This window comes from Mesorhizobium silamurunense (assembly GCF_014843905.1).
Taxonomy (GTDB): domain Bacteria; phylum Pseudomonadota; class Alphaproteobacteria; order Rhizobiales; family Rhizobiaceae; genus Mesorhizobium; species Mesorhizobium silamurunense.
In genome coordinates this window covers 47,995-69,392 of record NZ_LPVS01000094.1, presented here as the reverse complement: position 1 = coordinate 69,392, position 21,398 = coordinate 47,995, and the positions used below count along the sequence as shown (strand labels likewise).

Genomic DNA, 21,398 nt, shown 5'->3' with positions numbered 1-21,398 from the left:
GCTGGCGGAGAGAGCGGGATTCGAACCCGCGTTACGGTTTCCCGTAAACACACTTTCCAGGCGTGCGCCTTCAACCACTCGGCCACCTCTCCGTCCTTGCATCTCGCGCTGGCCGGTTTCGCCGCGCGGGTTGGGGAGATGCAGCTCCCTCGGGAAGTCCTCGACGGACTATTTGGGGTGCCTTCAACCGGCGGGCAACCCTTTCCCAGCACCTCTAGCCGTCTAGCCAAAACAGGCGCGGGGCTCATCTAGTCGATCCTAAAGCGAATGCCAAGCCATAATGACTGTACAAAGGCTTTTGCCGTGGATGGCTGGAAGGCGCTTTCACCAGAGGGCGGCGTTCGAATGATGTGCACAGGCCGGGTCGCGCCGCTTGCCGCGCTTGACTTCGGTCCCGGCGGCCTGTCGACTGCCTGAAATGTTTGTTTTCTGTGCAGTTCCGGACGGAAAACCGCCACGCGCCTTTTCTGGAATTGCCTGGGCTTTGCGAGGGGCACTGTCCTGACATGGCATCGATCGACAAGGAACCCGCGGGCCGGCCGGACAGCGGGCTCTCCCTTATCCCGGTGGCGTGGCTGGTCATCGTCATGGGTCTATCGGCCTATGGCCTGATCTCGAGCTGGCGGCTGATCGGCGACTTCAACCTGCCGCAAAGCGTGTTCTTCCTGATCTATGGCGGTCTCGCCGGCAGCGTCGTCACGATCCTGTGGGGGCTTTACCTGCTCGGTCTTGCCTTCAACCGGTCGGCGCGTTTCCCGCGTCATTACACCATCTGGCAGGTCGTCATCATCCTGTGGCTCATCGTGCGCGAGGCCTATACGCTTCTGGTGCCAGACTTCGTCTTCTCGGCCGAAGCGCTAGGCTTCGCGACCGCCGAGATCGGCATCGGCCTGCTCTGCATCTATCTCCTGCGGCACGGCGCCGGCGCCGAGACCGTCTATGCCAATCCCGAGACCGAACGCCCGCCGCTCCTGGTCTCGCTCGTTGCCGCGCTGCTCGGCATCATCCTTGGCGGCGCCATCGGCGCCTGCGCCGGATTTTTCGCCGGGTCGCTGATCGCCGACGCCACCCATATGAGCTGCTTCGAAGGTGCCTGCGGGTTCTTCGCCGCCTTTATCGGCCTCGCAGGCCTGATCGTCGGCGCAATCGCCGGCGGAATCTTCGCCATCTGGCGGGTCAACCGGCGCAAACCGGCAAGAACAGTCTAACCTCAAAATCGCGTGTCGCGATTGCGTGGCAGTTGCGCACGCTCTATGTCGGTTGCGGGGCAGACGGGAGCTAATCCCGGGGAGAGCGTTGGATGTTGCGTTTCATCTTTCGGCTGGCGGCTATGGTTGCATTGTCGATTTCGGTCATCATGGCGGTGATCGACACCACGCGCTCTGTCGCGGCGTCGGCTCTCGTCATGACGCCGCTCAACACAAGCTGGCTGGCGGTATCGCCCGACACCCGCGCGGCCTTCGAGACCTATGTGCGCGCCAAGGCCAGCCCGCTGGTCTGGGACGGCGCCATCGCCTGGGTGCTCGACCAGCCAGGGTTCGCGGTGTTCGCTGTATTGGCGTTCCTGCTCTACGCCATCGGCTACCGGCGCCGCCGCCACGCATTCGCCCCGACCAACTGACGCAAACGTTTCGCGCCGCCCGAAACGGGCAGCCGCGCCGCTTTTTCCAACAGGTCAAAATTCCACGTGAATTTTGTTTCGGGCCGTGCCAGATTGGCCGCGAGCGGGAGGGGCAAACACTTCCTGCCTGACGTCGCAGGCCTGCCGGAGAACCGGGCAGGCAGGCGGTGCAAACGGAAAATAACCGACAGGGTGTGGATCACATGAAACGTATCGTTCTCGGCCTTCTGGCCGCAACTGCAATGGTTCTTCCGGCTTTCGCCGCGGATGTCCAGCCGGCCATCCTCTACGATCTCGGCGGCAAGTTCGACAAATCCTTCAACGAGGCCGCCTATCACGGCGCCGAGAAGTTCAAGGCCGAAACCGGCGTTGCCTATGTTGAATTCGAAGTCTCCAACGCCTCGCAGCGCGAGCAGGCGCTGCGCCGCTTCGCCGAGGACGGCCGCAACCCGATCGTGATGGCCGGCTTCGCCTGGGAGGATGCGCTGAAGAAGGTCGCGGCCGAATATACCGACCTCAACTTCGCCATCATCGACGATGCCGTCGACCTGCCCAATGTCCGCTCGCTGGTGTTCAAGGAGAATGAAGGCTCCTACCTCGTCGGCATCCTGGCGGCGATGGCGTCGAAGTCGAAGAAGGTCGGCTTCGTCGGCGGCATGGACATCCCGCTGATCCGCAAGTTCGAATGCGGCTATGTCGGCGGCGCCAAGTCGGCTGGCGCGACCGACGTTATCCAGAACATGACCGGCGACACGCCGGCCGCCTGGAACGACCCGGCCAAGGGCGGCGAGATCGCCAAGACGCAGATCGACCAGGGCGCCGATGTGGTCTATGCGGCCGCGGGCGGCACCGGCGTTGGTGTGCTGCAGGCTGCGGCGGATGCCGGCAAGCTCGGCATCGGCGTCGATTCCAACCAGAACGGCCTGCAGCCCGGCAAGGTGCTGACCTCGATGTTGAAGCGCGTCGACGTCGCCGTCTACAACGCCTTCATGGACGGCAAGAACGGCACGTTCAAGGGCGGCGTCGAGAATCTCGGCCTCAAGGAAGGCGGCGTCGACTATGCCATGGACGACAACAACAAGGCTCTGGTGACGGACGAGATGAAGGCCGCCGTCGAAAAGGCCAAGGCCGACATCATCGCCGGCAAGGTCCAGGTGCACGACTACACCGCGGACAACAATTGCCCGTATTGATCGGCAGTTGAACCAAGGTTTATCGACCGCCGGGCCTTCGCCCGGCGGTTTCTTTTTGGACGAGCATCATGCAAGCGATTGTCGAAGCCATGGCGGAAGGTGACGTCGAGGCCGTTGCAAGGCTGCGTCTGGCCGCCTTCTTCGAGGGTACCGGCCGGACGCTCGAAGAGGATATCACTGCGCTGCGCGGACTGATCGCCGGCGACGGCTTCGAGGCGGCCTTCGTCGCACGCCTCGGCGGCTCGCCCATCGGCAGCTGCCTGTTTGTCCGCAACGAGAACGATCCGGCGCATGATCTGACACCCTGGCTCGCCGGGCTTGTCGATAACAAATTTTACCGGGGTCGTGGTGTTGGTGCGGCTCTTTTGAGGGCTGTTGAGGCCCATGCGGCGTCCGTCGGCGTGAGTGGGCTCTATCTCTACACTTGGCAGGCGCGACGCTTCTACGAAACCCTCGGCTGGACCGCGGTCGAAGCCTTCAAGCAGGACGGCGAACCGATGGTGCTGATGGCGCGCGAGCTCGCGAGCTATAGCGTGCCGGCGAGATAGCCCAGCGCGAAGGCCGCCAACAGGGCAAGCGCGATGACGAAGCCGAGCCGGCCGCCAAGCGAATGCAGGCCGACGCCGTAGGGCTTGCGCTCGATCCTGTTGATCACGACGGGCGGCGGCTGCACCTCGCTCTCGTTCAATCCGGCAAGCCGCATCTGCGGCAGTTCGGCAAGGCGCTGCTGCACAAGCTTCCAGCGATCGTCCGAAGCCGCATTCGGCGGTCCTGCAGGGACCAGCGCACGCATGCGCTCGGCAAGCCGCAGCACCGCGTCGCGAAAGGCGGGATCGATCTGAAGGTCGCGCTCGGCGCGGGCGCGTTCCCGTTCGTCCATCAGGCCGAAGACATAGTTGCCGGCCCTTGCGATGCGGTCGCCCTCACTGGCCATGATCGTTCTCCCCCATGGCTCGCTCACCCTAATGCCCCGCTCACCAGTGCGGCGGCTTGGTCACCGGCGTATCGGGAGCAGTCTGCTCCTCCAAAGCCAGGAACCGGTCGGTGAGGGCGGCAAGCTTGCGTTCCATGCGTTCGATCACCTTCCACTGCTCGGCGATCTGGCCGGACAGCTCCTCGATCGTCTTTTCCTGCTCGGCGGCACGGATTTCCAGCGTCGTCAGCCGATTGTCAGGCATGGTCATTCAAAACCCGGGTTCTGTGAATGTGAAGCTCTCGGACACCTTCGAAATTGACAAGCGCGCGGGGATTTGTCGAGAGTGAATGGCGTTCCGGCCAATTGGCATGGGCGGGGCATCATGCTAGGCATTTTGACCAAGCGATAAAAAAATAACGAGTGGGACAGGCTGCATGGCGCAAGCCGCAATCGAGCTCATAGGCATTAACAAGAGTTTTGGCGCCGTGCGCGCCAACCGCGACATCAACCTGGAAGTCGCGCGCGGCACCATCCACGGCATCGTCGGCGAGAACGGCGCCGGCAAGTCGACGCTGATGTCGATCCTCTACGGCTTCTACCAGGCCGACAGCGGTGAGATCCGCGTCGGCGGCAAGCCGGTGTCGATCAACAGCTCGAACGACGCGATCGCGCTCGGCATCGGCATGGTGCACCAGCATTTCATGCTGGTCGACAATTTCACGGTGCTGGAGAACGTCATCCTCGGCGCCGAGAACGACGCGCTCCTGAAGAGCAGCATCGCCAAGGCGCGCTCCGAGCTCGAGCGGCTGGAGCGCGAATACGGCCTCGAGGTCGATCCCGACGCCATCATCGAGGAACTGCCCGTCGGCCTGCAGCAGCGCGTCGAAATCCTCAAGGCGCTCTATCGCGGCGCCGAGATCCTGATCCTCGACGAGCCGACGGGCGTCTTGACCCCGGCCGAGGCCGACCACCTGTTCCGCATCCTCAAGCAATTGAAGGAGCAGGGGAAAACGGTGGTGCTGATCACCCACAAGCTGCGCGAGATCATGGCCATCACCGACACGGTCTCGGTCATGCGCCAGGGAACCATGGTGGCCACCAGGGTGACCAAGGAAACCACGGTCGGCGAACTGGCCGAACTGATGGTCGGACGGCGCGTGCTCTTGCGGGTCGAGAAGGGCCAGTCGGAAGCCGGCGCGATAAAACTCTCGGTCAGGAACCTGACGGTCAAGGATTCACGCGGCGTCACCATGGTCGACGACGTCTCCTTCGACGTGCGCGGCGGCGAGATCGTCGGCATCGCCGGCGTGGCCGGCAACGGCCAGTCGGAGCTGCTCGAGGCGATCTCCGGCATCCGGCACGCCGTTTCGGGCGAGGTCATGCTGGAAGGCAAGCCGGTCGACCTCACCGGCAAGGCCGATCCCGGCGAATTGCGCGATCGCGGTCTCGCCCATGTGCCGGAGGACCGCCACCATGTCGGGCTGGTGCTCGCCTTCGAGGAGAACGAGAATTCGATCCTCGGCTATCACGACGACGAGCGCTACCTGAAGGGACCGTTCCTCAAAGTCGATGTCATCATGGCCGATGCGAGGGACAAGATCGAGAAATACGACATCCGTCCCGGCAATCCCCGGCTGAAGACGGCCAATTTCTCCGGCGGCAACCAGCAGAAGATCGTGCTGGCCAGGGAGATGGAGCAGGATCCCGGCGTGCTGATCGTCGGCCAGCCGACGCGCGGCGTCGATGTCGGCGCCATCGAATTCATCCACAAGCGGCTGATCGCCATGCGCGACCAGGGCAAGGCCGTGCTGGTGGTGTCGGTCGAGCTCGACGAGATCCGTTCACTCTCTGACCGCATCCTGGTGATGTTTGCCGGCCGCATCGTCGGCGAACGCGGGCCGGACGCGACCGAGGGCGAGCTTGGTCTCCTGATGGCCGGTGTCGAGCACCAGGAGGCCGCCGAATGAGCACGCCTTACGCAAAGCTGCCGGCCTGGGCCGACTACGGACTGATCCCGCTGATCAATCTCTCGGTGGCTTTCATCGTCGCCGGCTTCGTCGTCATGCTGGTCGGCGAAAATCCGTTCCGCGCCGCCGTCATCCTGGTCGAAGGCGCTTTCGGCAAGGGCACGGGCATCGCCTTCACGTTGTTCTATGCCACGACCTTCATCTTCACCGGGCTGTCGGTGGCGGTGGCCGCGCATTGCAGCCTGTTCAACATCGGCACCGAGGGCCAGGCCTATATCGGCGGCCTCGGCATCGCGCTCGTCTGCCTGAGCTTCGACAGCGTGCTGCCATGGTGGGCGATCTTTCCGATGGCGATCGTCGCCGCGGCGGCATTCGGCGCGCTGTGGGGTTTCATCCCCGCCTACCTGCAGGCCAAGCGCGGCTCGCACATCGTCATCACCACCATCATGTTCAACTTCATCGCCGCCTCGGTGATGGTCTATCTGCTGGTCGGTCCGCTGAAGCCGGCAGGATCGCAGGCGCCGCAGACGCGTAATTTCCTCGCCGGCGCGGAATTGCCGAAGCTCAACTGGATCATCGAATTGTTCGGCGCCAAGATCCGCTCGGCGCCGCTCAACATCTGCTTCCTGCTGGCGCTGGTGATGGCGTTCCTGGTCTGGCTGCTGATCTGGCGCACCAAGCTCGGCTACGAGATGCGCACCTATGGCCACAGCCCGAAGGCGGCGCGCTATGCCGGCATTTCGGAAACCCGCATCATCCTCACCGCGATGATGATCTCGGGCGCGCTGGCCGGCATGATGGCGCTCAACCCGGTGATGGGCGACCAGCACAACGTCGCGATCGACTTCGTCTCGGGCGCCGGTTATGTCGGCATCGCGGTCGCGCTGATGGGCAGGCTGCATCCGGTCGGCATCGTGCTGGCAGCGATCCTGTTCGGCATGCTCTACCAGGGCGGCGCCGAGCTTGCCTTCGAGATGCCGGCGATCAGCCGCGACATGATCGTCATCATTCAAGGGTTGGTCATCCTCTTCGCCGGAGCGCTGGAGCATATGTTCAGGCCCTATATCCAGGCGCTGTTCGCCTCGTTCAGCCCGAAATCGGTCGGCATGCAGGCGGTCAACGGGAAGGGGGCCTGAGATGGACGTCTTCAACGCGATCGTCCAGGTTCTGGATTCCACCATCCGCCTGTCGGTGCCGCTGCTGCTTGCCTGTCTCGCCGGCCTCTATTCCGAGCGGGCCGGCATCTTCGACATCGGTCTCGAAGGCAAGATGCTGGTGGGCGCTTTCGCCGGCGCCGCAGCAGCATCGGTCTTTCATTCCGCCCTCATCGGCCTCGGCATGGCCATCCTGATCTCGGTCGCCTTCGCCATGGTGCACGGCTTCGCCTCGATCACGCATCGCGGCAACCAGATCGTCTCCGGCGTCGCCATCAATTTCGTCGCCGCCGGCTCGACCATCATCCTCGGCCAGGCCTGGTTCCAGCAGGGCGGCCGCACGCCGGCGCTGCAGCCGGGCGAGCGGTTCGAGGCGATCGTCTGGCCTGGCGCCGAAGCCGTGCGCGACGTCCCGATCCTCGGGCCGATCTATGCCGAGCTGATCTCCGGCCACTCGATCCTGGTCTATTTCGCCTTCGCGATGGTGCCGTTCACCTGGTGGGTGCTGTTCCGCACCCGCTTCGGCCTCAGGATGCGCGCCGTGGGCGAAAACCCGGCTGCCGTCGACACCGCCGGCATCTCGGTCGCCTGGCTGCGCTACCGGGCGCTGATCTGCACCGGTATCCTCACCGGTGTCGCCGGCGCCTATCTCTCCATGGTGCAGAATGGCGGCTTCGTGAAGGACATGACCGCGGGCAAGGGCTATATCGCGCTTGCCGCGCTGATCTTCGCCAAATGGAAGCCGGTCAACGCCATGTTCGCCTGCCTGCTGTTCGGCTTCCTCGACGCGGCGGCGATCCGACTGCAAGGCTCGCCGCTGCCCCTCATAGGAAAGGTGCCGGTGCAGTTCATGCAGGCGCTGCCCTATGTGCTGACCGTCATCCTGCTCGCCGGCTTCATCGGCAAGGCGATCCCGCCACGCGCCGGTGGCGTGCCTTACGTCAAGGAACGCTGAGGCCTGGGTTGCACAACGGTTCGGCAGCTTCGGCAACCGGCTTTTGAACAGGATCGTGGAAGAGAAGAAGAAAATGTCGCATGATCTGTTCGAAGCGGCGAAGACGGCGATGGCCAAGGCCTATGCGCCCTATTCCAAGTTTCCGGTCGGCGCCGCGCTGCGCACCGAGGACGGGCGCGTCTTCACCGGCGCCAATATCGAGGTGGCGTCCTATCCCGAGGGCTGGTGCGCCGAGACCACCGCGCTCGGCCACTACATCATGGGCGGCGGCGGCAAGATCACCGAGATCGCGGTGATCGCCGAGCGCATGGCCAAATGCTCGCCCTGCGGCGGCTGCCGGCAGCGACTGGCGGAATTCTGCCGGCCGGAGACGAAGCTCTATCTCTGCGATAATACCGGCGTGGTCGAGACGGTCACCATGGGCGACATGCTGCCTTACGGCTTCAGGGGCGATATCTTGAAATGAAGGAAGCGCTGGATCATCTGGTCGAGAAACTGGACGGGCTGGCCCCGACCGCGGCGCTTGTTCTGGGCTCGGGCCTCGGCGGGCTGGTCGACCAGGTCGAGGACGCAAGGCGCGTTTCCTATGCCGAGCTGCCGGGCTTCCCGCGCAGCGGTGTTTCCGGCCATGCCGGCGAGGTCGTTGCCGGGCATTTCGCCGGCACGCCGGTGCTGATGCTTTCCGGCCGCGCCCATTACTACGAGCACGGCAACGCGGCCGCGATGCGCCCTGCGCTGGAGGTGCTTGCCGGCATCGGCATCTCGCATCTCATCCTCACCAACGCCGCCGGCTCGGTCGATCCCGAGATGGGACCGGGCTCGGTTATGATGATCACCGACCACATCAATTTTTCCGGCTCCAATCCGCTGATCGGCGAGCCGAGCGACCGCCGCTTCGTCGGCCTCACCGGGGCCTATGATGCCGGCCTGCGCAAGGCGATCGAGACGGCGGCGAAGGCAACCGGCACCGCGCTCCACCAAGGCGTTTACATGTGGTTCTCGGGGCCATGTTTCGAGACGCCGGCCGAGATCCGCATGGCGCGCGTCATGGGCGCCAACGCGGTCGGCATGTCGACCGTGCCGGAAGTCATCCTTGCCCGCTTTCTCGGCCTCAAGGTCGCCGCCTGCTCGGTCATCACCAACCTGGCGGCGGGCATGACCGGGGCGGAACTCTCGCACCAGGAAACCAAGGACATGGCGCCGGTCGGCGGCGCGCGGCTGGCGACGATCCTGCGGCGCGTCTTCGAGGAAGGCTTGTCGGAAAGCTGATGCTCCCCCAGGAAATCATCCGCCGCAAGCGCGACGGCCACAAGCTCTCGGCGCCCGAGATCGCGGCCTTCATCAAGGGGATAACGGCCGGCACGCTCTCGGAGGGCCAGATCGGCGCCTTCGCCATGGCCGTGTTCCTCAAAGGCATGAGCCGCGAGGAAGCGGTGGCGCTGACGCTCGCCATGCGCGATTCCGGCGATGTGCTCGACTGGTCCGATCTGCCGGGCCCGGTCACCGACAAGCATTCGACGGGCGGCGTCGGCGACAATGTCTCCCTGATGCTGGCGCCGATCGTCGCCGCCTGCGGCGCCTATGTGCCGATGATATCCGGACGCGGCCTTGGCCATACCGGCGGCACGCTCGACAAGATGGACGCCATCCCCGGCTATGCCAGCCAGCCGAATGTGGCGCGCTTGCGCAAGACGGTGCTCGAGACCGGCTGCGCCATCATCGGCCAGACCGCCGATCTGGCGCCGGCCGACCGCCGGCTCTACGCGATCCGCGACGTGACCGGCACAGTCGAGTCGGTGCCGCTGATCACGGCCTCGATCCTGTCGAAGAAGCTTGCGGCGGGCCTGGCCTCGCTGGTGCTCGACGTCAAGGTCGGCAACGGCGCCTTCATGGAGAAGTCGCGCGATGCGGTAGCACTTGCAAACAGCCTGGTCGAGGTCGCCAATGGCGCGGGCCTGAAGGCCTCGGCGCTGGTGACCGGCATGAACGAGCCGCTGGCCTCGGCCGCCGGCAATGCGGTGGAAGTGCGCAACGCCGTCGACTTCCTCGCCGGCCGGTTCCGCGATCGCCGGCTGGAGGACGTCACGCTTGCGCTCGCCGCCGAGATGCTGCAATCGGCGGGAATTGTCTCGTCCAACCAGGACGGGATCAGGCGCGCCGCCGAGACGCTGGCCGGCGGCCGCGCGGCGGCGGTCTTCGCGCGCATGGTTACGGCGCTCGGCGGCCCCGCCGATTTCGTTGAGAACCCGGAAAAATATCTTCCCAAAGCGGCGGTGGAATTGGCGGTTGAAGCGGCGGAGGACGGTTTCGTCACCGGGATCGCGACGCGCGACATCGGGCTTGCTGTTGTTGCACTGGGCGGCGGACGCACCCGCCCGGACGACAGGATCGATCACGCCGTCGGCCTCACCAGGCTGTTGCCGGTCGGCGCCGAGGTGCGGGCGGGCGAGGCGCTGGCGCTGGTCCACGCGCGGACCGGGACGGATGCCGAGGCTGCCGCCGCCACGGTGCGCTCCGCCTATACGATCGGCATCTCGAAGCCATCGGCCGAAAAGACCGTGCTCCGGCGGATCCTGCCTCTGTAATATCGCGCCTATTGGACGAGCAGCAGCGCGCCGTTCTGGACTTCGTATTTCTGCAGCCGCTGCAGGAAACTCATGCCGATCAGATTGGTTTGCAGCGCCCGATCGTCGAGCACCACCGCCTGGACGTTATCGACCGAGATCTTGCCGATCTGCAGGTGGTCGACGGTGACGACCGCAGCCTTGATGGCGCCGTTCGCCGTGTTCACCTGATGGTTGAAATCCGACTGGTTGAGCGAGATGCCGATCCGGCGCGCGGTCGAGGTGTTGATGGCGACCAGCGTCGCGCCGGTGTCGATCATGCCGTCTATTTGGCGGCCGTTGAGCTTGAAGGCTGAGGTGAAATGGCCGCGCTGGTCGGCATTGACCAGCACCTGGCGGCCGAGCGGCAGCGGCGTCGCCGGCTTGGCTGGAATCGAAGCGAGATTGACGTCCGGCTGAGCCTGCGGGGTCGCCGGCTTCGAGGCAACCGCCGATCTCAGCAGGGTTTCGACCATCTGCGGATTCGACTGATAGACGATCGGTATCGATGCCGAGCTTCCGACAAAGACGCCAAGGAGGAGAAGCTTGCGCAGCATGGGTCGGCCTTCGTGAAGGTCCGATCCTTAAGCCGACATGGTGTTTTCAGCTTTAACGCGCGCCGGAACCACGGTCTTTCGTAAACGAGCGGTTAAGAAAAGCGCTCACTTGGTCCCGTACATGCGGTCGCCGGCGTCGCCGAGGCCCGGCATGATGTAGCCCTTTTCGTTCAGCTGGCGGTCGATCGAGGCGGTGAAGATGGGAACATCGGGATGCGCCTTGGTGAAGCGCTCGATGCCTTCTGGCGCCGCGAGCAGGCAGAGGAAGCGGATGTTGGTGGCACCGCGCCCCTTCAGCTTGTCGATCGCCGCAATCGCGGAATTGGCGGTCGCCAGCATCGGATCGACGACGATCACCAGCCGGTCGGCAAGGTCGCTCGGCGCCTTGAAGAAATATTCGATCGCCTCGAGCGTCTCGTGGTCGCGGTAGAGGCCGATATGGGCGACTCGCGCCGCCGGCACCAGGTCGAGCAGGCCTTCGAGCAGGCCGTTGCCGGCCCGCAGCACGGAGGCGAAGACCAGCTTCTTGCCCTCCAGCGTCGGCGCTTCCATCTCCTCGATCGGGGTCTCGATGGTGGTTGTGGTCAGCTCGAGGTTTCGGGTCACCTCGTAGCCAAGAAGCAGCGAGATCTCGCGCAGCAACCGCCGGAAGCCGGCCGTCGAGGTCTCCTTCTTGCGCATGATGGTCAGCTTGTGCTGGACGAGGGGATGGTCGACGACGGTGACGCCCTGCATGGTCTGCTCCAGTGAATGGTGACTAGTGAATAGTGAATAGTGAGCGGGTTTGCGAGTCCTGATAGGCCGATGATTGCCATTCACAGGCCGAAGAGCCGGCGAACCATTCACCATTCACCGGCCTTTGACGTCGAGCCGACTCAACAGCATTGCTTTGGTCTTCCGGTCGACGAAGGCCGCCTCGATGGCCGTCCTGGTGACGGCGGTGAGCGCCTTGTCGTCCATCGAAAAGTGCTCGGCGGCGATATCGTATTCGCGCTTCAGCGAGGTCCAGAAATAGGGCGGATCGTCGGAGTTGAGCGTCACCTTGCAGCCGGCGGCGCGCAGCGCCGGGAAAGGATGCTCGGCGAAGCTGCCGAACACCTTGAGCGCGATGTTGGAACCGGGGCAGCATTCCAGCACCACGCCTTGGCCGGCAATACGCCGCACGAGGTCGGGATTTTCGATGGCGCGCACGCCATGGCCGATGCGGGCGGGGCGGATGTGGTCGAGCGCTGCCGCCACACTTTCCCAGCCCATCAGCTCGCCGGCATGGATGGTGATGCCGAGCCCGGCCTCGCGCGCGATCTCGAAAGCGCGCACATAATCCTCGAAATCGCCGATCCGCTCGTCGCCGGCGACACCGAAGCCGGTCACCAGCGGATGGCCGCAGCGGGCCGCGAAGCGCGCCGCCTGCTCGATCGCCTCGACGCCGACATGGCGAACGCCAGTGACGATCATGCGCCCTTCGATGCCGGTCCTTGCCTTGGCGCGGGCCATGCCTTCGCCGAGCGCATCCGTATAGGCCTTGGGCGAGAGGCCGGCCTTCTTCGCATGATCCGGCGAAGTGAAGACCTCGGAATAGATGGCACCGTCGCGGGCGAGGCTGGTGAGATAATGATCGGTCAGGCGGGCGTAGTCCTCCTCTGTGCGAAACAGGTCGGAGGCAAAGTCGTAAGCCGCGAGGAAAGAGCTGAAATCGTGCCAGACGAAGGAACCGTCCTGGATATAGGGCGAGGGGTCCTTGCCGTATTTGCGGGCCTGGCTGACGACGAGGTCGGGCGCCGCTGCCCCTTCGATGTGGCAGTGCAATTCGGCTTTCAAGATCATGCGGCCATCCCGTGCGGTATTCTGTTCTCGCGCCGATTCCGGGCGGAAAATCATGCGAGACTCTTCCCGAACCCGTCTCGAAGGCGCGGCCGAAAACCGCGCCTTGGACAATAGCGCCGGCCCCATCGATCGGCTATGGTCCCGCCGGTTTTATGGCGGATCAAAATAATGTCAGTTGAGAGAACCACGGCCGCGGGCGGCATGGAAACCTCCTATGGTTTCAGGAAGGTAGGGGCAGGCGACAAGCAGTCCCTGGTCAACGACGTCTTCCATAAGGTGGCCGATCGATACGACCTCATGAACGATCTGATGTCGGGCGGGTTGCACCGGCTGTGGAAGGACGCGATGGTCGCGTGGCTCAACCCACCGAAGCGGCCGGGCTGGAAGGTGCTCGACGTCGCCGGCGGCACGGGCGACATCGCCTTCCGTATCATCGAGGCCAGCCACCGCAACGCGCATGCGGCGGTGCTCGACATCAACGGCTCGATGCTTGAGGTCGGCCGCGACCGTGCCGAGAAGAAAGGCCTCTCGGAAAACACCGATTTCGTCGAGGCCAATGCCGAAGCGCTGCCGTTCGAGGACGACACGTTCGATGCCTATACGATCGCGTTCGGCATCCGCAACGTGCCGCGCATCGATGTGGCGCTGAGCGAAGCCTTTCGCGTGCTGAAGCGCGGCGGGCGGTTCCTTTGCCTGGAGTTTTCCGAGGTCGACATGCCGCTGCTCGACAAGGCCTACGAAGCCTGGTCCTTCACCGCCATCCCCAAAATCGGCAAGGCGGTGACCGGCGACGGCGAGCCCTATTCCTATCTGGTCGAGTCGATCCGCAAATTCCCCAACCAGCAGAATTTCGCGGCGATGATTGCACGGGCCGGCTTCGATCGCGTCACTTTCCGCAACTATTCGGGCGGTATCGCGGCACTTCATTCGGGCTGGAAGCTTTGAGGTCGGAACCCTTGAGGCAGGCCAGGCGATGAGCAGCGTCCGATGACCAGCATTGGCGCCGCCTTCCGGCTCGCCAGGGCCGGCTGGGTGCTGGTCCGCGAGGGCGTCGTTGCGGCGCTGCCCGGCGAAGAGCTTTCCGGCATGCCGAAGCTCGGCTGGCGTCTGGCGCGAGTGCTCACCCGGCGTCGCGCCAGGAAGCATCAACGCGGCGACCGGCTGGCGCAGGCGGTGGTGCGGCTGGGGCCGTCCTATGTCAAGCTCGGCCAGTTCCTCGCGACACGGCCAGACGTCGTCGGCAACGAGATGGCGCTCGATCTCGCTCTGCTGCAGGACAAGATGCACACCTTCCCGAAAGCGGAGGCGATCGCGGCGATCGAGGCTTCGCTCGGGCGCAGGATCGACGATCTCTATGCGAGCTTCGGCGAGCCTGTGGCGGCAGCCTCGATCGCACAGGTGCACAGCGCCGAAGTCTTTCGCAACGGGAGAGCTTCGCGCGTGGCGGTAAAAGTCATCCGGCCCGGCGTGCGCCATCATTTCTTCCAGGATCTCGAGAGCTATTTCCTCGCCGCCCGCCTGCAGGAGAAATACATTCCCTCCTCACGCCGCCTTCGGCCGATCGAGGTGACCCAGACGCTGGCGCAGACCACCAAGGTCGAAATGGACATGCGACTCGAGGCAGCGGCGTTTTCCGAGCTCGCTGAGAACACAAAGGACGATACGGGCTTCCGCGTGCCGGCAGTCGACTGGGAACGGACCGGCCGCGACGTGATCACCATGGAGTGGATCGACGGCGTCAAGATGAACGATCTGGCCGGCCTTGCTGCCGCCGGCTACGATCTCAAGGCGATCGCCGCCAACCTCATCCAGTCGTTCCTCAGGCACACGCTGCGCGACGGCTTCTTCCATGCCGACATGCATCCGGGCAATCTGTTCGTCGAGGCGAATGGCACCATCGTCGCCGTCGATCTCGGCATTGCCGGCAGGCTCGGCAGGAAAGAGCGGCGTTTCCTGGCCGAGATCCTCTACGGCTTCATCGTGCGCGACTATCACCGCGTCGCCGAGGTGCATTTCGAGGCCGGCTACGTGCCGCGCCAGCACAATGTCTCGGCCTTCGCGCAGGCGATCCGCGCCATCGGCGAGCCGATCCATGGCCAGTCGGCCGAGACCATCTCGATGGCGAAGCTTTTGACGCTGCTGTTCGAGGTCACCGAGCTTTTCGACATGGCGACGCGGCCGGAACTGATCCTGCTGCAAAAGACCATGGTGGTGGTCGAAGGCGTCGCCCGCACGCTCGATCCGGCCTTCAACATGTGGAAGACGTCGGAGCCGGTGGTCAGCGACTGGATCGCCGGCAATCTCGGCCCGCGCGGCATGCTCACCGATGCGCGCGACGCCGGCAAGGCGCTGGTGGCACTGGCAAGGCAGGCGCCGGACATTGCGGCCCGCACCGAGCGATTGTCGCGCGAAATCGACCTGATGGCCGAACATGGCCTGCGCTTCGACGAGGCGACGGCGCGCGCCATCGGCAAGGCCGAGGCGCGCCATACCCGCTCCGGCCGCGTGGCGCTCTGGGTCATCGCGCTGGCGCTGACCTATATAGCCTGGCGGATTTTCTGACCGCTGTCCGCCTTGTCGTTGTTTGATTGCATTGCTATCGTTGCTGACGTCAGTTTGAAAGCGGTGCAATCAGATGGCCAGCATCACGATCCGTAACCTTGACGACGAGGTCAAGGACTTGCTCCGGCAACTGGCGGCCGAAAATGGCTGCTCGATGGAGGAGCAGGCGCGAGCGATGATCCGCGCGGCGGTTGAAGGCCGGGCAGGACAGGCCGACCGCATCGACCAGATCGAGAGGACGCTGCGTGCGCTGATCGGCCCCGAGCGACAAACGACGCCCGTCTCTGTCGGATCCAGCATGCCGTCAATTCGGGGAGCGTTTTCCGGCAAGCGCATCCTGCTCATCATCGGCGGCGGCATCGCCGCCTACAAGGCGCTCGACCTGATCCGGCGCCTGCGCGAGCGCGGCGCGTCGGTTCGGGTGGTGATGACGGCCGCCGCCCAGGAATTCGTCACCACGCTCTCGGTTGGCGCGCTTTCCGCCGGCCATGTCTTCACCGAGCTGTTCGACCGCAATGACGAGCACGATGTCGGCCATATAAGGCTGTCGCGCGAGGCCGACCTTCTGGTCGTGGCGCCGGCCACCGCCGACCTGATGGCCAAGCTCGCCAACGGCCATGCCAACGATCTTGCCTCGACGGTGCTTTTGGCCACCGACAAGAAGGTGCTGATGGCGCCGGCGATGAATCCGAAAATGTGGTCGCATCCGGCGACGCGACGCAACCGGGCGACGCTGCAGAAGGACGGCATCGTCTTTGTCGGCCCCGCCAGGGGCGAGATGGCGGAAAGCAATGAGGCCGGCGAAGGCCGCATGGCCGAGCCGCTGGAGATCGTGGCCGCGGTCGAGGCGATGCTCGACGAGAAGCCCAAGCCGTTGGCGGGCCGCAGGATCATCGTCACCTCGGGGCCGACGCACGAGCCGATCGACCCGGTACGCTATATCGCCAATCGCTCATCCGGCAAGCAGGGCCATGCGATCGCGGCCGCGCTGGCGAAGCTCGGCGCCGATGTCCGGCTCGTGTCCGGCCCGGTGAATATCGCCGATCCGGCCGGGGTCGCGACCACGCATGTCGAGACCGCGGCCGCGATGAAGGATGCGGTCGAGAGCCTTCTGCCGGCGGACGCAGCGGTGTTCGTCGCCGCGGTCGCCGACTGGCGGACCGCGAACGCTGCCGGCGAGAAGATCAAAAAGGTGGCGGGGAAGGGGCCGCCGGTGCTCCAGATGGTAGAGAACCCCGACATCCTAGGCGGCGTCGGCCATCACAGCCAGCGGCCGGGCCTCGTCGTCGGTTTTGCGGCCGAGACGCAGGACCTCATCGGCAACGCCGAGGCCAAGCTCAAGAAGAAGGGCGCTGATCTCATCGTCGCCAACGACGTCTCGCATGAGAGCGGCATCGGCCTTTCCGGCGTGATGGGCGGCGACCGCAACAAGGTGCGCATCGTCTCCAGGACCGGCGTCGAGGAATGGCCGGAGATGGGCAAGGACGAGGTCGCGGCGCGGCTCGCCGCCTTGATCGCCGAGCGGCTGCAGACAGTCGTCGTTTAGAGCGGTTCACCGTTTCACGGAAATGCAGAACCGCTCTATCTCTTTGTTTTGACGCAATTCCGGACGGAAGGCTACGGCGAAGGCGCCGAGCCTAACCGTTACACACTTTTCCTGGAATTGCCCTAACCGGCCGCTTCCTGCGGCCGCATGGCCGGCAGCGCGATCCTCAGCGCAGCGACGCAGCCCAGGATCCCGAGCGGCACGAAGGCGAGGAACAGCCAGCCGGCGACGCCCGCGGCCGCTTCGCGGTTCAGGCCTTCCGAGAAGCCGCTGGCATTGGCGACAATGCCGGCAAGTGCTGCGCCCACCGCGTAACCGATGCGCTGCATGGTCGGCACGGCGGCCGAGGCGATCGTCTGCTCGCCTTCCCGGGCCGAGGCGACGATGACGCGCGTCAGGAACGGCCAGCAAACGCCGAAGCCGCCGCCCTGCAGCAGGGCGCAGAGCAGGATCAGGGGGATCGAGCCTGCCGGTATGGTATAGGCGAAGCCGGCGAGACCAGAGGCGATCATCAGCGCGCCGACGACGATGATCAGCCGCTCGCGTTCGAGCGGCGCATTGGCGATCAGGATCGACAGGATCGACCAGGCGATGGATTCGGCGGCGATGATGTAGCCGGTGGTCAGGATCGGAATGCTGTGCAGCGTGGTCAAAAGCAGCGGCCCGTAAATGGTGAAAGTGCAGGTGGCTACGGAGAAGGCCGCGACCATCGTCATGCCTGAGCCAAGCGGCGAGCGCCATGAGAACAAGGGGGACGGGAAGAGGCGCGAGCGCGGCCTGAGGGCATCGATGCGGAAGAACAGCGCCAGGCCGATCAAACCGAGGGCGAGCAGCAGCGACGAGCGCAGCAGGGCGATGTCGATGCCGGCGGCGGCGATCAGCACCACGCTGAGGCCGAGACAGGCGAGCGCCGGATAGGGGAAGGGCGGCGCCGTGCCGCTGCCTGCCTGCGGCTTCGTTGCCTCGGGCGTGTTCAGCACGATGAAGCTTGCCAGCGCCATCGCCGCGCCACCGAACGTGAAGACCCCGAAAGCCCAGCGCCACGACAGGTACTCTGTCATGAGCGCGCCGAGCATCGGTCCGCTGAAGGCGGCGATGCCCCAGATCGCCGACATGATGCCGAAGAGCTGCGGCCAGGTGTTGCGCGCAAACAGCCGCTCGACCGAGACGAAGGCCAGCGATACAAGCGCGCCGCCGCCAAGGCCCTCGACCAGGCGTCCGGCGAGGAACAGCGGCATGGAAGGCGCCGTGGCGCAGATCAGCGCGCCTGCCGCGTAGAACAGGGCGGCGATCATCATGTTGGAGCGCAGCGCGACATAACTGACCAGCCGGCCGGCCGCGGCACCGGCGACAATGGCGCCAAGCTCGTAGATCGCCAGCGACCAGCCAACCAGCTGCACGCCCGCCAGCTCGCCGACCATGGCCGGCATCACCGTCGCCACCATCGTCTCATTGGTGGCATGCAGCAGGATGCCCAGGCTGACGAAGCAGAAGCGCGCCAGGTCGCCGCTCGCCCACAGCGCGCGCCAATCCACCTTGTTGCTTGCCACCTTGTTGCCGCCTGCTGCCGTCACGTCGATCTCCCGCTTGTTTTTCCGCAACCTCATCCGCATAACGAACGAGGCGCCAGATCCAGTTCGGCAGGGCTTGTAGAACCTCAAGCGCAGTTGAGCTCAAGAGGTCTTTTCGCGGATTTCGAGACGTGGGCGAGCCAATGCATGTCGCCCAAAAGTTCGCAGCGGCTTTGGGAGAACGACATGCATCAAAACAAAGACTTAAAGCGCGTCGCCTGAATTCGCGTCAGCGCGACGCGCTGTAAGATTTGCGCTGGGGGCATCCGGTTCCCCAAAAAGCACTCGACCCGGAACGGCTGTTCCGGGTCGAGTGTGGCGCAACGGATTGGAAGCCGAAGCTTCACTTGTAGGAGTGGACGAGATCCAGCGAGGCCACCGCGACGGCCAGATTGACGCCGGTTTGCGCCTGGACGCTCAGCGGCTCCAGCATGAAGGCGCCGTTCAGGCCGCCAACCAGGAGGTTGGCGCCGCCGCCGGTCACGACGCTCGCCTCGGCGTTGACGCCGTAATAGCTGCCGGCGAGGTCGCCCGCGTCATGGCTGCGCGTCGCGGCAAGCACCGCCCAGACAAGCTGGCCCTGATGCGTCTGGCCGACATCGACGCCCAGCTTGGAGATCATGCCCGTGTAGAGCTCAGCCGGACCGTGATGGTAGGGGCGGAAGACGCAGGAAACGCCCTTGTTGGAGGTGATGACGTAACCGACGCCACCGTCGATGGTGCAATCGAGCGTGCCGAGCCGAAGCGTGCCGGCGCTGACGGGAAAGGCGAGGACCGTGGTTGAAAGCGCGGCTGCACAGGCAAGTGTCTTGATCATTGGAAAGGTCCTTTCGCAAATTGGCCCCGGTTAACGGCCGAGGTGCGCGGAGCGTTCCGCCGAAAACTTGGCGCGAGCATGGCAAGTGTCGACGCATTGCCGTTGGCGGTTAACGGATCGCTAGCGGCGTGTCGGGGCGGCAACGCAGTTCAGCGGATCGCAAGCGAAAGCATCGCGCGGCGCGCCGGCTGGCGCCGGCGGCGGATCAGCTGGCGCCGGCGGAGGTGCGGGAGAGGCCGTCCTTGGCCGGCTGGTAGTTCGGGTCGAGGTGGATCGCCTCGCGGTAGGACTTGGCGGCCCTTACCTTGTCGCCGCGCCGTTCGTAGATCAGCGCCTGGTTGGCCCAGGCCTCGGCGTTCTTGCCATCGAGCTTGATGGCCATGTTGAAGTCGGCGAAGGCGTTATCTTCATCGTTCATGGCGAGATAGGACAGGCCGCGGCCGTTGTAGGGCTCGGCGGCGTCCGGCGCCAGCGAGATGGCGGTCGAGAAGTCCTCGATGGCGAATTTGTGCTGGCCCTGGCTTTGGTAGATCAGGCCGCGATTGTGATAGGCGCGGGCATCGGTCGTATCGAGCTGGATCGCCTTCTGGAAATCGTTGAAGGCGTCCTGGGTGCGGCCCGCCTTGCGGTAGAGATTGCCGCGGCCGATGTAGGCGGCGTCGTAGTTGGCGTTGATCTGGATCGACCGGTTGTAGTCGGCGAGCGCCGCCTGCTGGTTGCCGAGGAAACGCTGGATCAGCGCCCGGTTCGAATAGGCCTGGTAGAAGTTCGGGTTGAGCTGGATGGCGGTGTCGAAATCCTTCAGCGCCGCCTGGTACTGGCCGCCGCGGCCATAGGCCGAACCGCGCACATTGTAGCCCTCGGGATCCTGCGGATTGCGCTGGATCACCGCCGATAGCGAGGAGATGTTCTCGCTCGAGCCTTGCGCCTTGTCGATGTTGTTGAACTCACCCGTCGGGGTCGTCTGGCATGCTGCAAGGGCCAGGCCCGAAAGCAGGGCCGCCGTCAGGGCGAAGCCGCGAAAAGCGGTTCTGCGCTCCACGGTAATTGCGTTCATCTCAGTCCTCACTGGCGCCGCGCCGTCAGGTCCGTTCCCTCTCCGAACCGGCTCGAATGCATAAACAAAAAGGTGGCGGCGATTCCGCATCGCGCCACCCTCGGTATCCTTCGAAAAGGACGAAAAATTGGCGTATCAGCGCGGCGAACGCGATGCGCCGGCAGCACCAGCCGGAGCCGGGCGCGGGGTCATCGGCAGCAGACCCTCGCGCTGGGCGCGCTTGCGGGCCAGCTTGCGGGCGCGGCGCACGGCTTCCGCCTTCTCGCGCGCACGCTTCTCGGAGGGCTTCTCGTAGTGACCGCGCATCTTCATTTCGCGGAAAATACCTTCGCGCTGCATCTTCTTCTTCAGCGCGCGAAGCGCCTGATCAACGTTGTTGTCGCGAACGAGTACCTGCACGTGCAATCCTGTCTTCGAGTTTGAAATCAACAGGCAAACGACCATAGCCGTTATGCCTCTGCGGCGGGTTGCACCGCGAATTGTGGCGGCTGATAGCAGAATCAGGCCGGGCTGTCCACCGTTGATTGCAGGAAACCGCGATCAGAAGCCGGAGCGCCGTGCCTTGCCGGTCCGAACCCTAGGCCGTCGCCAGATGCAGGCGGGCGAAATCCTCAAAGAATTCGCTATAGTCGCAGGTGATTTCCTCGCCGGCGGCGATATCACGAATGGCGGTGGCGCCGCCATATTGCGAAAAATCCGTGTTCGGCCGCTCGGAATGGTTCATGAAGCGGCCATTGTCGACCTCATAGACCATGAAACCCGGCTTGTCCGGGCTCGGATAGGCGTAACGGTCGAGCAATTCCCTCAAATGGGGCGGCGCCGCCTCGTATTTCTCGAGCGGGATCAGCCGGTCGAAATCGGGATCGAGCCGCCAGATCGAGGCGCCCTTCCTGATCGGCTCGGCGGCGAAAACACCGACACCCTCGATGGCGCTCTTGGCGATATAGGTTTTGATCAGCAGCATCGTTCCGGTCCGTCTTTTGACGAGAAAACGGAATCGTCAAATTGCGCTGAAATGCAAGACCGCTCCCCGACATTTTCGACGGACCGAAAGC

General features: G+C 64.6%; 23 protein-coding genes and 1 tRNA gene. 13 read left to right on the top strand and 11 right to left on the bottom strand.

Annotated features, from left to right (window positions below; genetic code table 11):
• Positions 1-2 precede the first annotated feature (2 nt).
• A tRNA-Ser gene (locus AU465_RS28465) sits at positions 3-92 on the bottom strand.
• Positions 93-506: 414 nt separating this feature from the next.
• On the opposite strand from AU465_RS28465, the gene AU465_RS28460 reads away from it, so the two are divergent.
• The 4 genes from AU465_RS28460 to AU465_RS28445 all read left to right on the top strand — a co-directional run bounded on the left by AU465_RS28460 (position 507) and on the right by AU465_RS28445 (position 3,362).
• Entirely contained in the window at positions 507-1,208 is a 702-nt protein-coding gene (locus AU465_RS28460) for a hypothetical protein (RefSeq protein ID WP_192255552.1), read from the top strand.
• Between the two features lie 92 nt (positions 1,209-1,300).
• Positions 1,301-1,621, top strand: a complete 321-nt coding sequence (locus tag AU465_RS28455) for a hypothetical protein (protein ID WP_192255550.1) — start codon at positions 1,301-1,303, stop codon at positions 1,619-1,621.
• Between the two features lie 203 nt (positions 1,622-1,824).
• Positions 1,825-2,814, top strand: a complete 990-nt coding sequence (locus AU465_RS28450; RefSeq protein ID WP_192255548.1) for a BMP family lipoprotein — start codon at positions 1,825-1,827, stop codon at positions 2,812-2,814.
• Between the two features lie 68 nt (positions 2,815-2,882).
• The gene (locus tag AU465_RS28445; protein ID WP_192255546.1) at positions 2,883-3,362 is read left to right on the top strand and encodes a GNAT family N-acetyltransferase; all 480 of its coding nucleotides are present in this window, start codon (positions 2,883-2,885) and stop codon (positions 3,360-3,362) included.
• Here the strand turns inward: AU465_RS28445 and AU465_RS28440 are convergent.
• Complete coding sequence (locus AU465_RS28440) at positions 3,341-3,748, bottom strand: hypothetical protein (protein WP_192255545.1); 408 nt, start codon at positions 3,746-3,748, stop codon at positions 3,341-3,343. The two genes, AU465_RS28445 and AU465_RS28440, sit on opposite strands and share 22 nt — an antisense overlap.
• 40 nt (positions 3,749-3,788) lie before the next feature.
• A complete protein-coding gene (locus AU465_RS28435) occupies positions 3,789-3,998 on the bottom strand; it encodes a SlyX family protein (protein WP_192255543.1) in 210 nt (69 codons plus the stop codon).
• A gap of 166 nt (positions 3,999-4,164) precedes the next feature.
• On the opposite strand from AU465_RS28435, the gene AU465_RS28430 reads away from it, so the two are divergent.
• The 6 genes from AU465_RS28430 to deoA all read left to right on the top strand — a co-directional run bounded on the left by AU465_RS28430 (position 4,165) and on the right by deoA (position 10,391).
• Entirely contained in the window at positions 4,165-5,697 is a 1,533-nt protein-coding gene (locus AU465_RS28430; protein ID WP_192255541.1) for an ABC transporter ATP-binding protein, read from the top strand.
• Positions 5,694-6,833 carry an ABC transporter permease gene (locus AU465_RS28425; RefSeq protein WP_192255539.1) on the top strand — a complete coding sequence of 380 codons (1,140 nt, stop codon included), beginning with the start codon at positions 5,694-5,696 and terminating at the stop codon, positions 6,831-6,833. The genes AU465_RS28430 and AU465_RS28425 overlap by 4 nt, the downstream gene beginning before the upstream one ends.
• A gap of 1 nt (position 6,834) precedes the next feature.
• The gene (locus AU465_RS28420; RefSeq protein WP_192255537.1) at positions 6,835-7,806 is read left to right on the top strand and encodes an ABC transporter permease; all 972 of its coding nucleotides are present in this window, start codon (positions 6,835-6,837) and stop codon (positions 7,804-7,806) included.
• A 73-nt stretch (positions 7,807-7,879) separates the two neighbouring features.
• On the top strand, positions 7,880-8,272 hold the full coding sequence (gene cdd / locus AU465_RS28415; RefSeq protein ID WP_192255535.1) for a cytidine deaminase: 393 nt from the start codon (positions 7,880-7,882) through the stop codon (positions 8,270-8,272).
• Positions 8,269-9,075, top strand: coding sequence for a purine-nucleoside phosphorylase (locus tag AU465_RS28410; protein WP_192255533.1), 807 nt, complete (start codon positions 8,269-8,271; stop codon positions 9,073-9,075). Before cdd ends, AU465_RS28410 begins: the two co-directional genes overlap by 4 nt.
• Complete coding sequence (deoA, locus tag AU465_RS28405) at positions 9,075-10,391, top strand: thymidine phosphorylase (protein WP_192255531.1); 1,317 nt, start codon at positions 9,075-9,077, stop codon at positions 10,389-10,391. Before AU465_RS28410 ends, deoA begins: the two co-directional genes overlap by 1 nt.
• A gap of 8 nt (positions 10,392-10,399) precedes the next feature.
• Here deoA and AU465_RS28400 read toward each other — a convergent pair whose 3' ends face one another.
• The 3 genes from AU465_RS28400 to AU465_RS28390 form a co-directional block, all read right to left on the bottom strand.
• Positions 10,400-10,966 carry a TIGR02281 family clan AA aspartic protease gene (locus AU465_RS28400; protein WP_192255529.1) on the bottom strand — a complete coding sequence of 189 codons (567 nt, stop codon included), beginning with the start codon at positions 10,964-10,966 and terminating at the stop codon, positions 10,400-10,402.
• A 105-nt stretch (positions 10,967-11,071) separates the two neighbouring features.
• On the bottom strand, positions 11,072-11,701 hold the full coding sequence (upp, locus tag AU465_RS28395) for a uracil phosphoribosyltransferase (RefSeq protein ID WP_059184513.1): 630 nt from the start codon (positions 11,699-11,701) through the stop codon (positions 11,072-11,074).
• Positions 11,702-11,815: 114 nt separating this feature from the next.
• Positions 11,816-12,790, bottom strand: coding sequence for an adenosine deaminase (locus AU465_RS28390; RefSeq protein WP_192255527.1), 975 nt, complete (start codon positions 12,788-12,790; stop codon positions 11,816-11,818).
• Between the two features lie 168 nt (positions 12,791-12,958).
• Here AU465_RS28390 and ubiE point away from each other — a divergent pair, with 168 nt between their 5' ends.
• The 3 genes from ubiE to coaBC all read left to right on the top strand — a co-directional run bounded on the left by ubiE (position 12,959) and on the right by coaBC (position 16,898).
• Positions 12,959-13,735, top strand: a complete 777-nt coding sequence (gene ubiE / locus AU465_RS28385; RefSeq protein ID WP_192255525.1) for a bifunctional demethylmenaquinone methyltransferase/2-methoxy-6-polyprenyl-1,4-benzoquinol methylase UbiE — start codon at positions 12,959-12,961, stop codon at positions 13,733-13,735.
• 42 nt (positions 13,736-13,777) lie between these two features.
• On the top strand, positions 13,778-15,352 hold the full coding sequence (gene ubiB / locus AU465_RS28380) for a 2-polyprenylphenol 6-hydroxylase (RefSeq protein ID WP_192255523.1): 1,575 nt from the start codon (positions 13,778-13,780) through the stop codon (positions 15,350-15,352).
• A 73-nt stretch (positions 15,353-15,425) separates the two neighbouring features.
• Positions 15,426-16,898, top strand: coding sequence for a bifunctional phosphopantothenoylcysteine decarboxylase/phosphopantothenate--cysteine ligase CoaBC (coaBC, locus tag AU465_RS28375; protein ID WP_210325292.1), 1,473 nt, complete (start codon positions 15,426-15,428; stop codon positions 16,896-16,898).
• Between the two features lie 122 nt (positions 16,899-17,020).
• Here coaBC and AU465_RS28370 read toward each other — a convergent pair whose 3' ends face one another.
• From AU465_RS28370 to AU465_RS28350, 5 genes are all read right to left on the bottom strand, one after another.
• A complete protein-coding gene (locus AU465_RS28370) occupies positions 17,021-18,472 on the bottom strand; it encodes an MFS transporter (protein ID WP_312891327.1) in 1,452 nt (483 codons plus the stop codon).
• A 340-nt stretch (positions 18,473-18,812) separates the two neighbouring features.
• Positions 18,813-19,286, bottom strand: coding sequence for a DUF992 domain-containing protein (locus AU465_RS28365; RefSeq protein WP_192255519.1), 474 nt, complete (start codon positions 19,284-19,286; stop codon positions 18,813-18,815).
• Between the two features lie 205 nt (positions 19,287-19,491).
• Positions 19,492-20,343 carry a tetratricopeptide repeat protein gene (locus AU465_RS28360; protein WP_192255517.1) on the bottom strand — a complete coding sequence of 284 codons (852 nt, stop codon included), beginning with the start codon at positions 20,341-20,343 and terminating at the stop codon, positions 19,492-19,494.
• 135 nt (positions 20,344-20,478) lie between these two features.
• A complete protein-coding gene (gene rpsU, locus AU465_RS28355) occupies positions 20,479-20,742 on the bottom strand; it encodes a 30S ribosomal protein S21 (protein WP_040969057.1) in 264 nt (87 codons plus the stop codon).
• Positions 20,743-20,920: 178 nt separating this feature from the next.
• A complete protein-coding gene (locus AU465_RS28350; RefSeq protein ID WP_192255515.1) occupies positions 20,921-21,307 on the bottom strand; it encodes an SET domain-containing protein in 387 nt (128 codons plus the stop codon).
• Between the last annotated feature and the right edge of the window lie 91 nt (positions 21,308-21,398).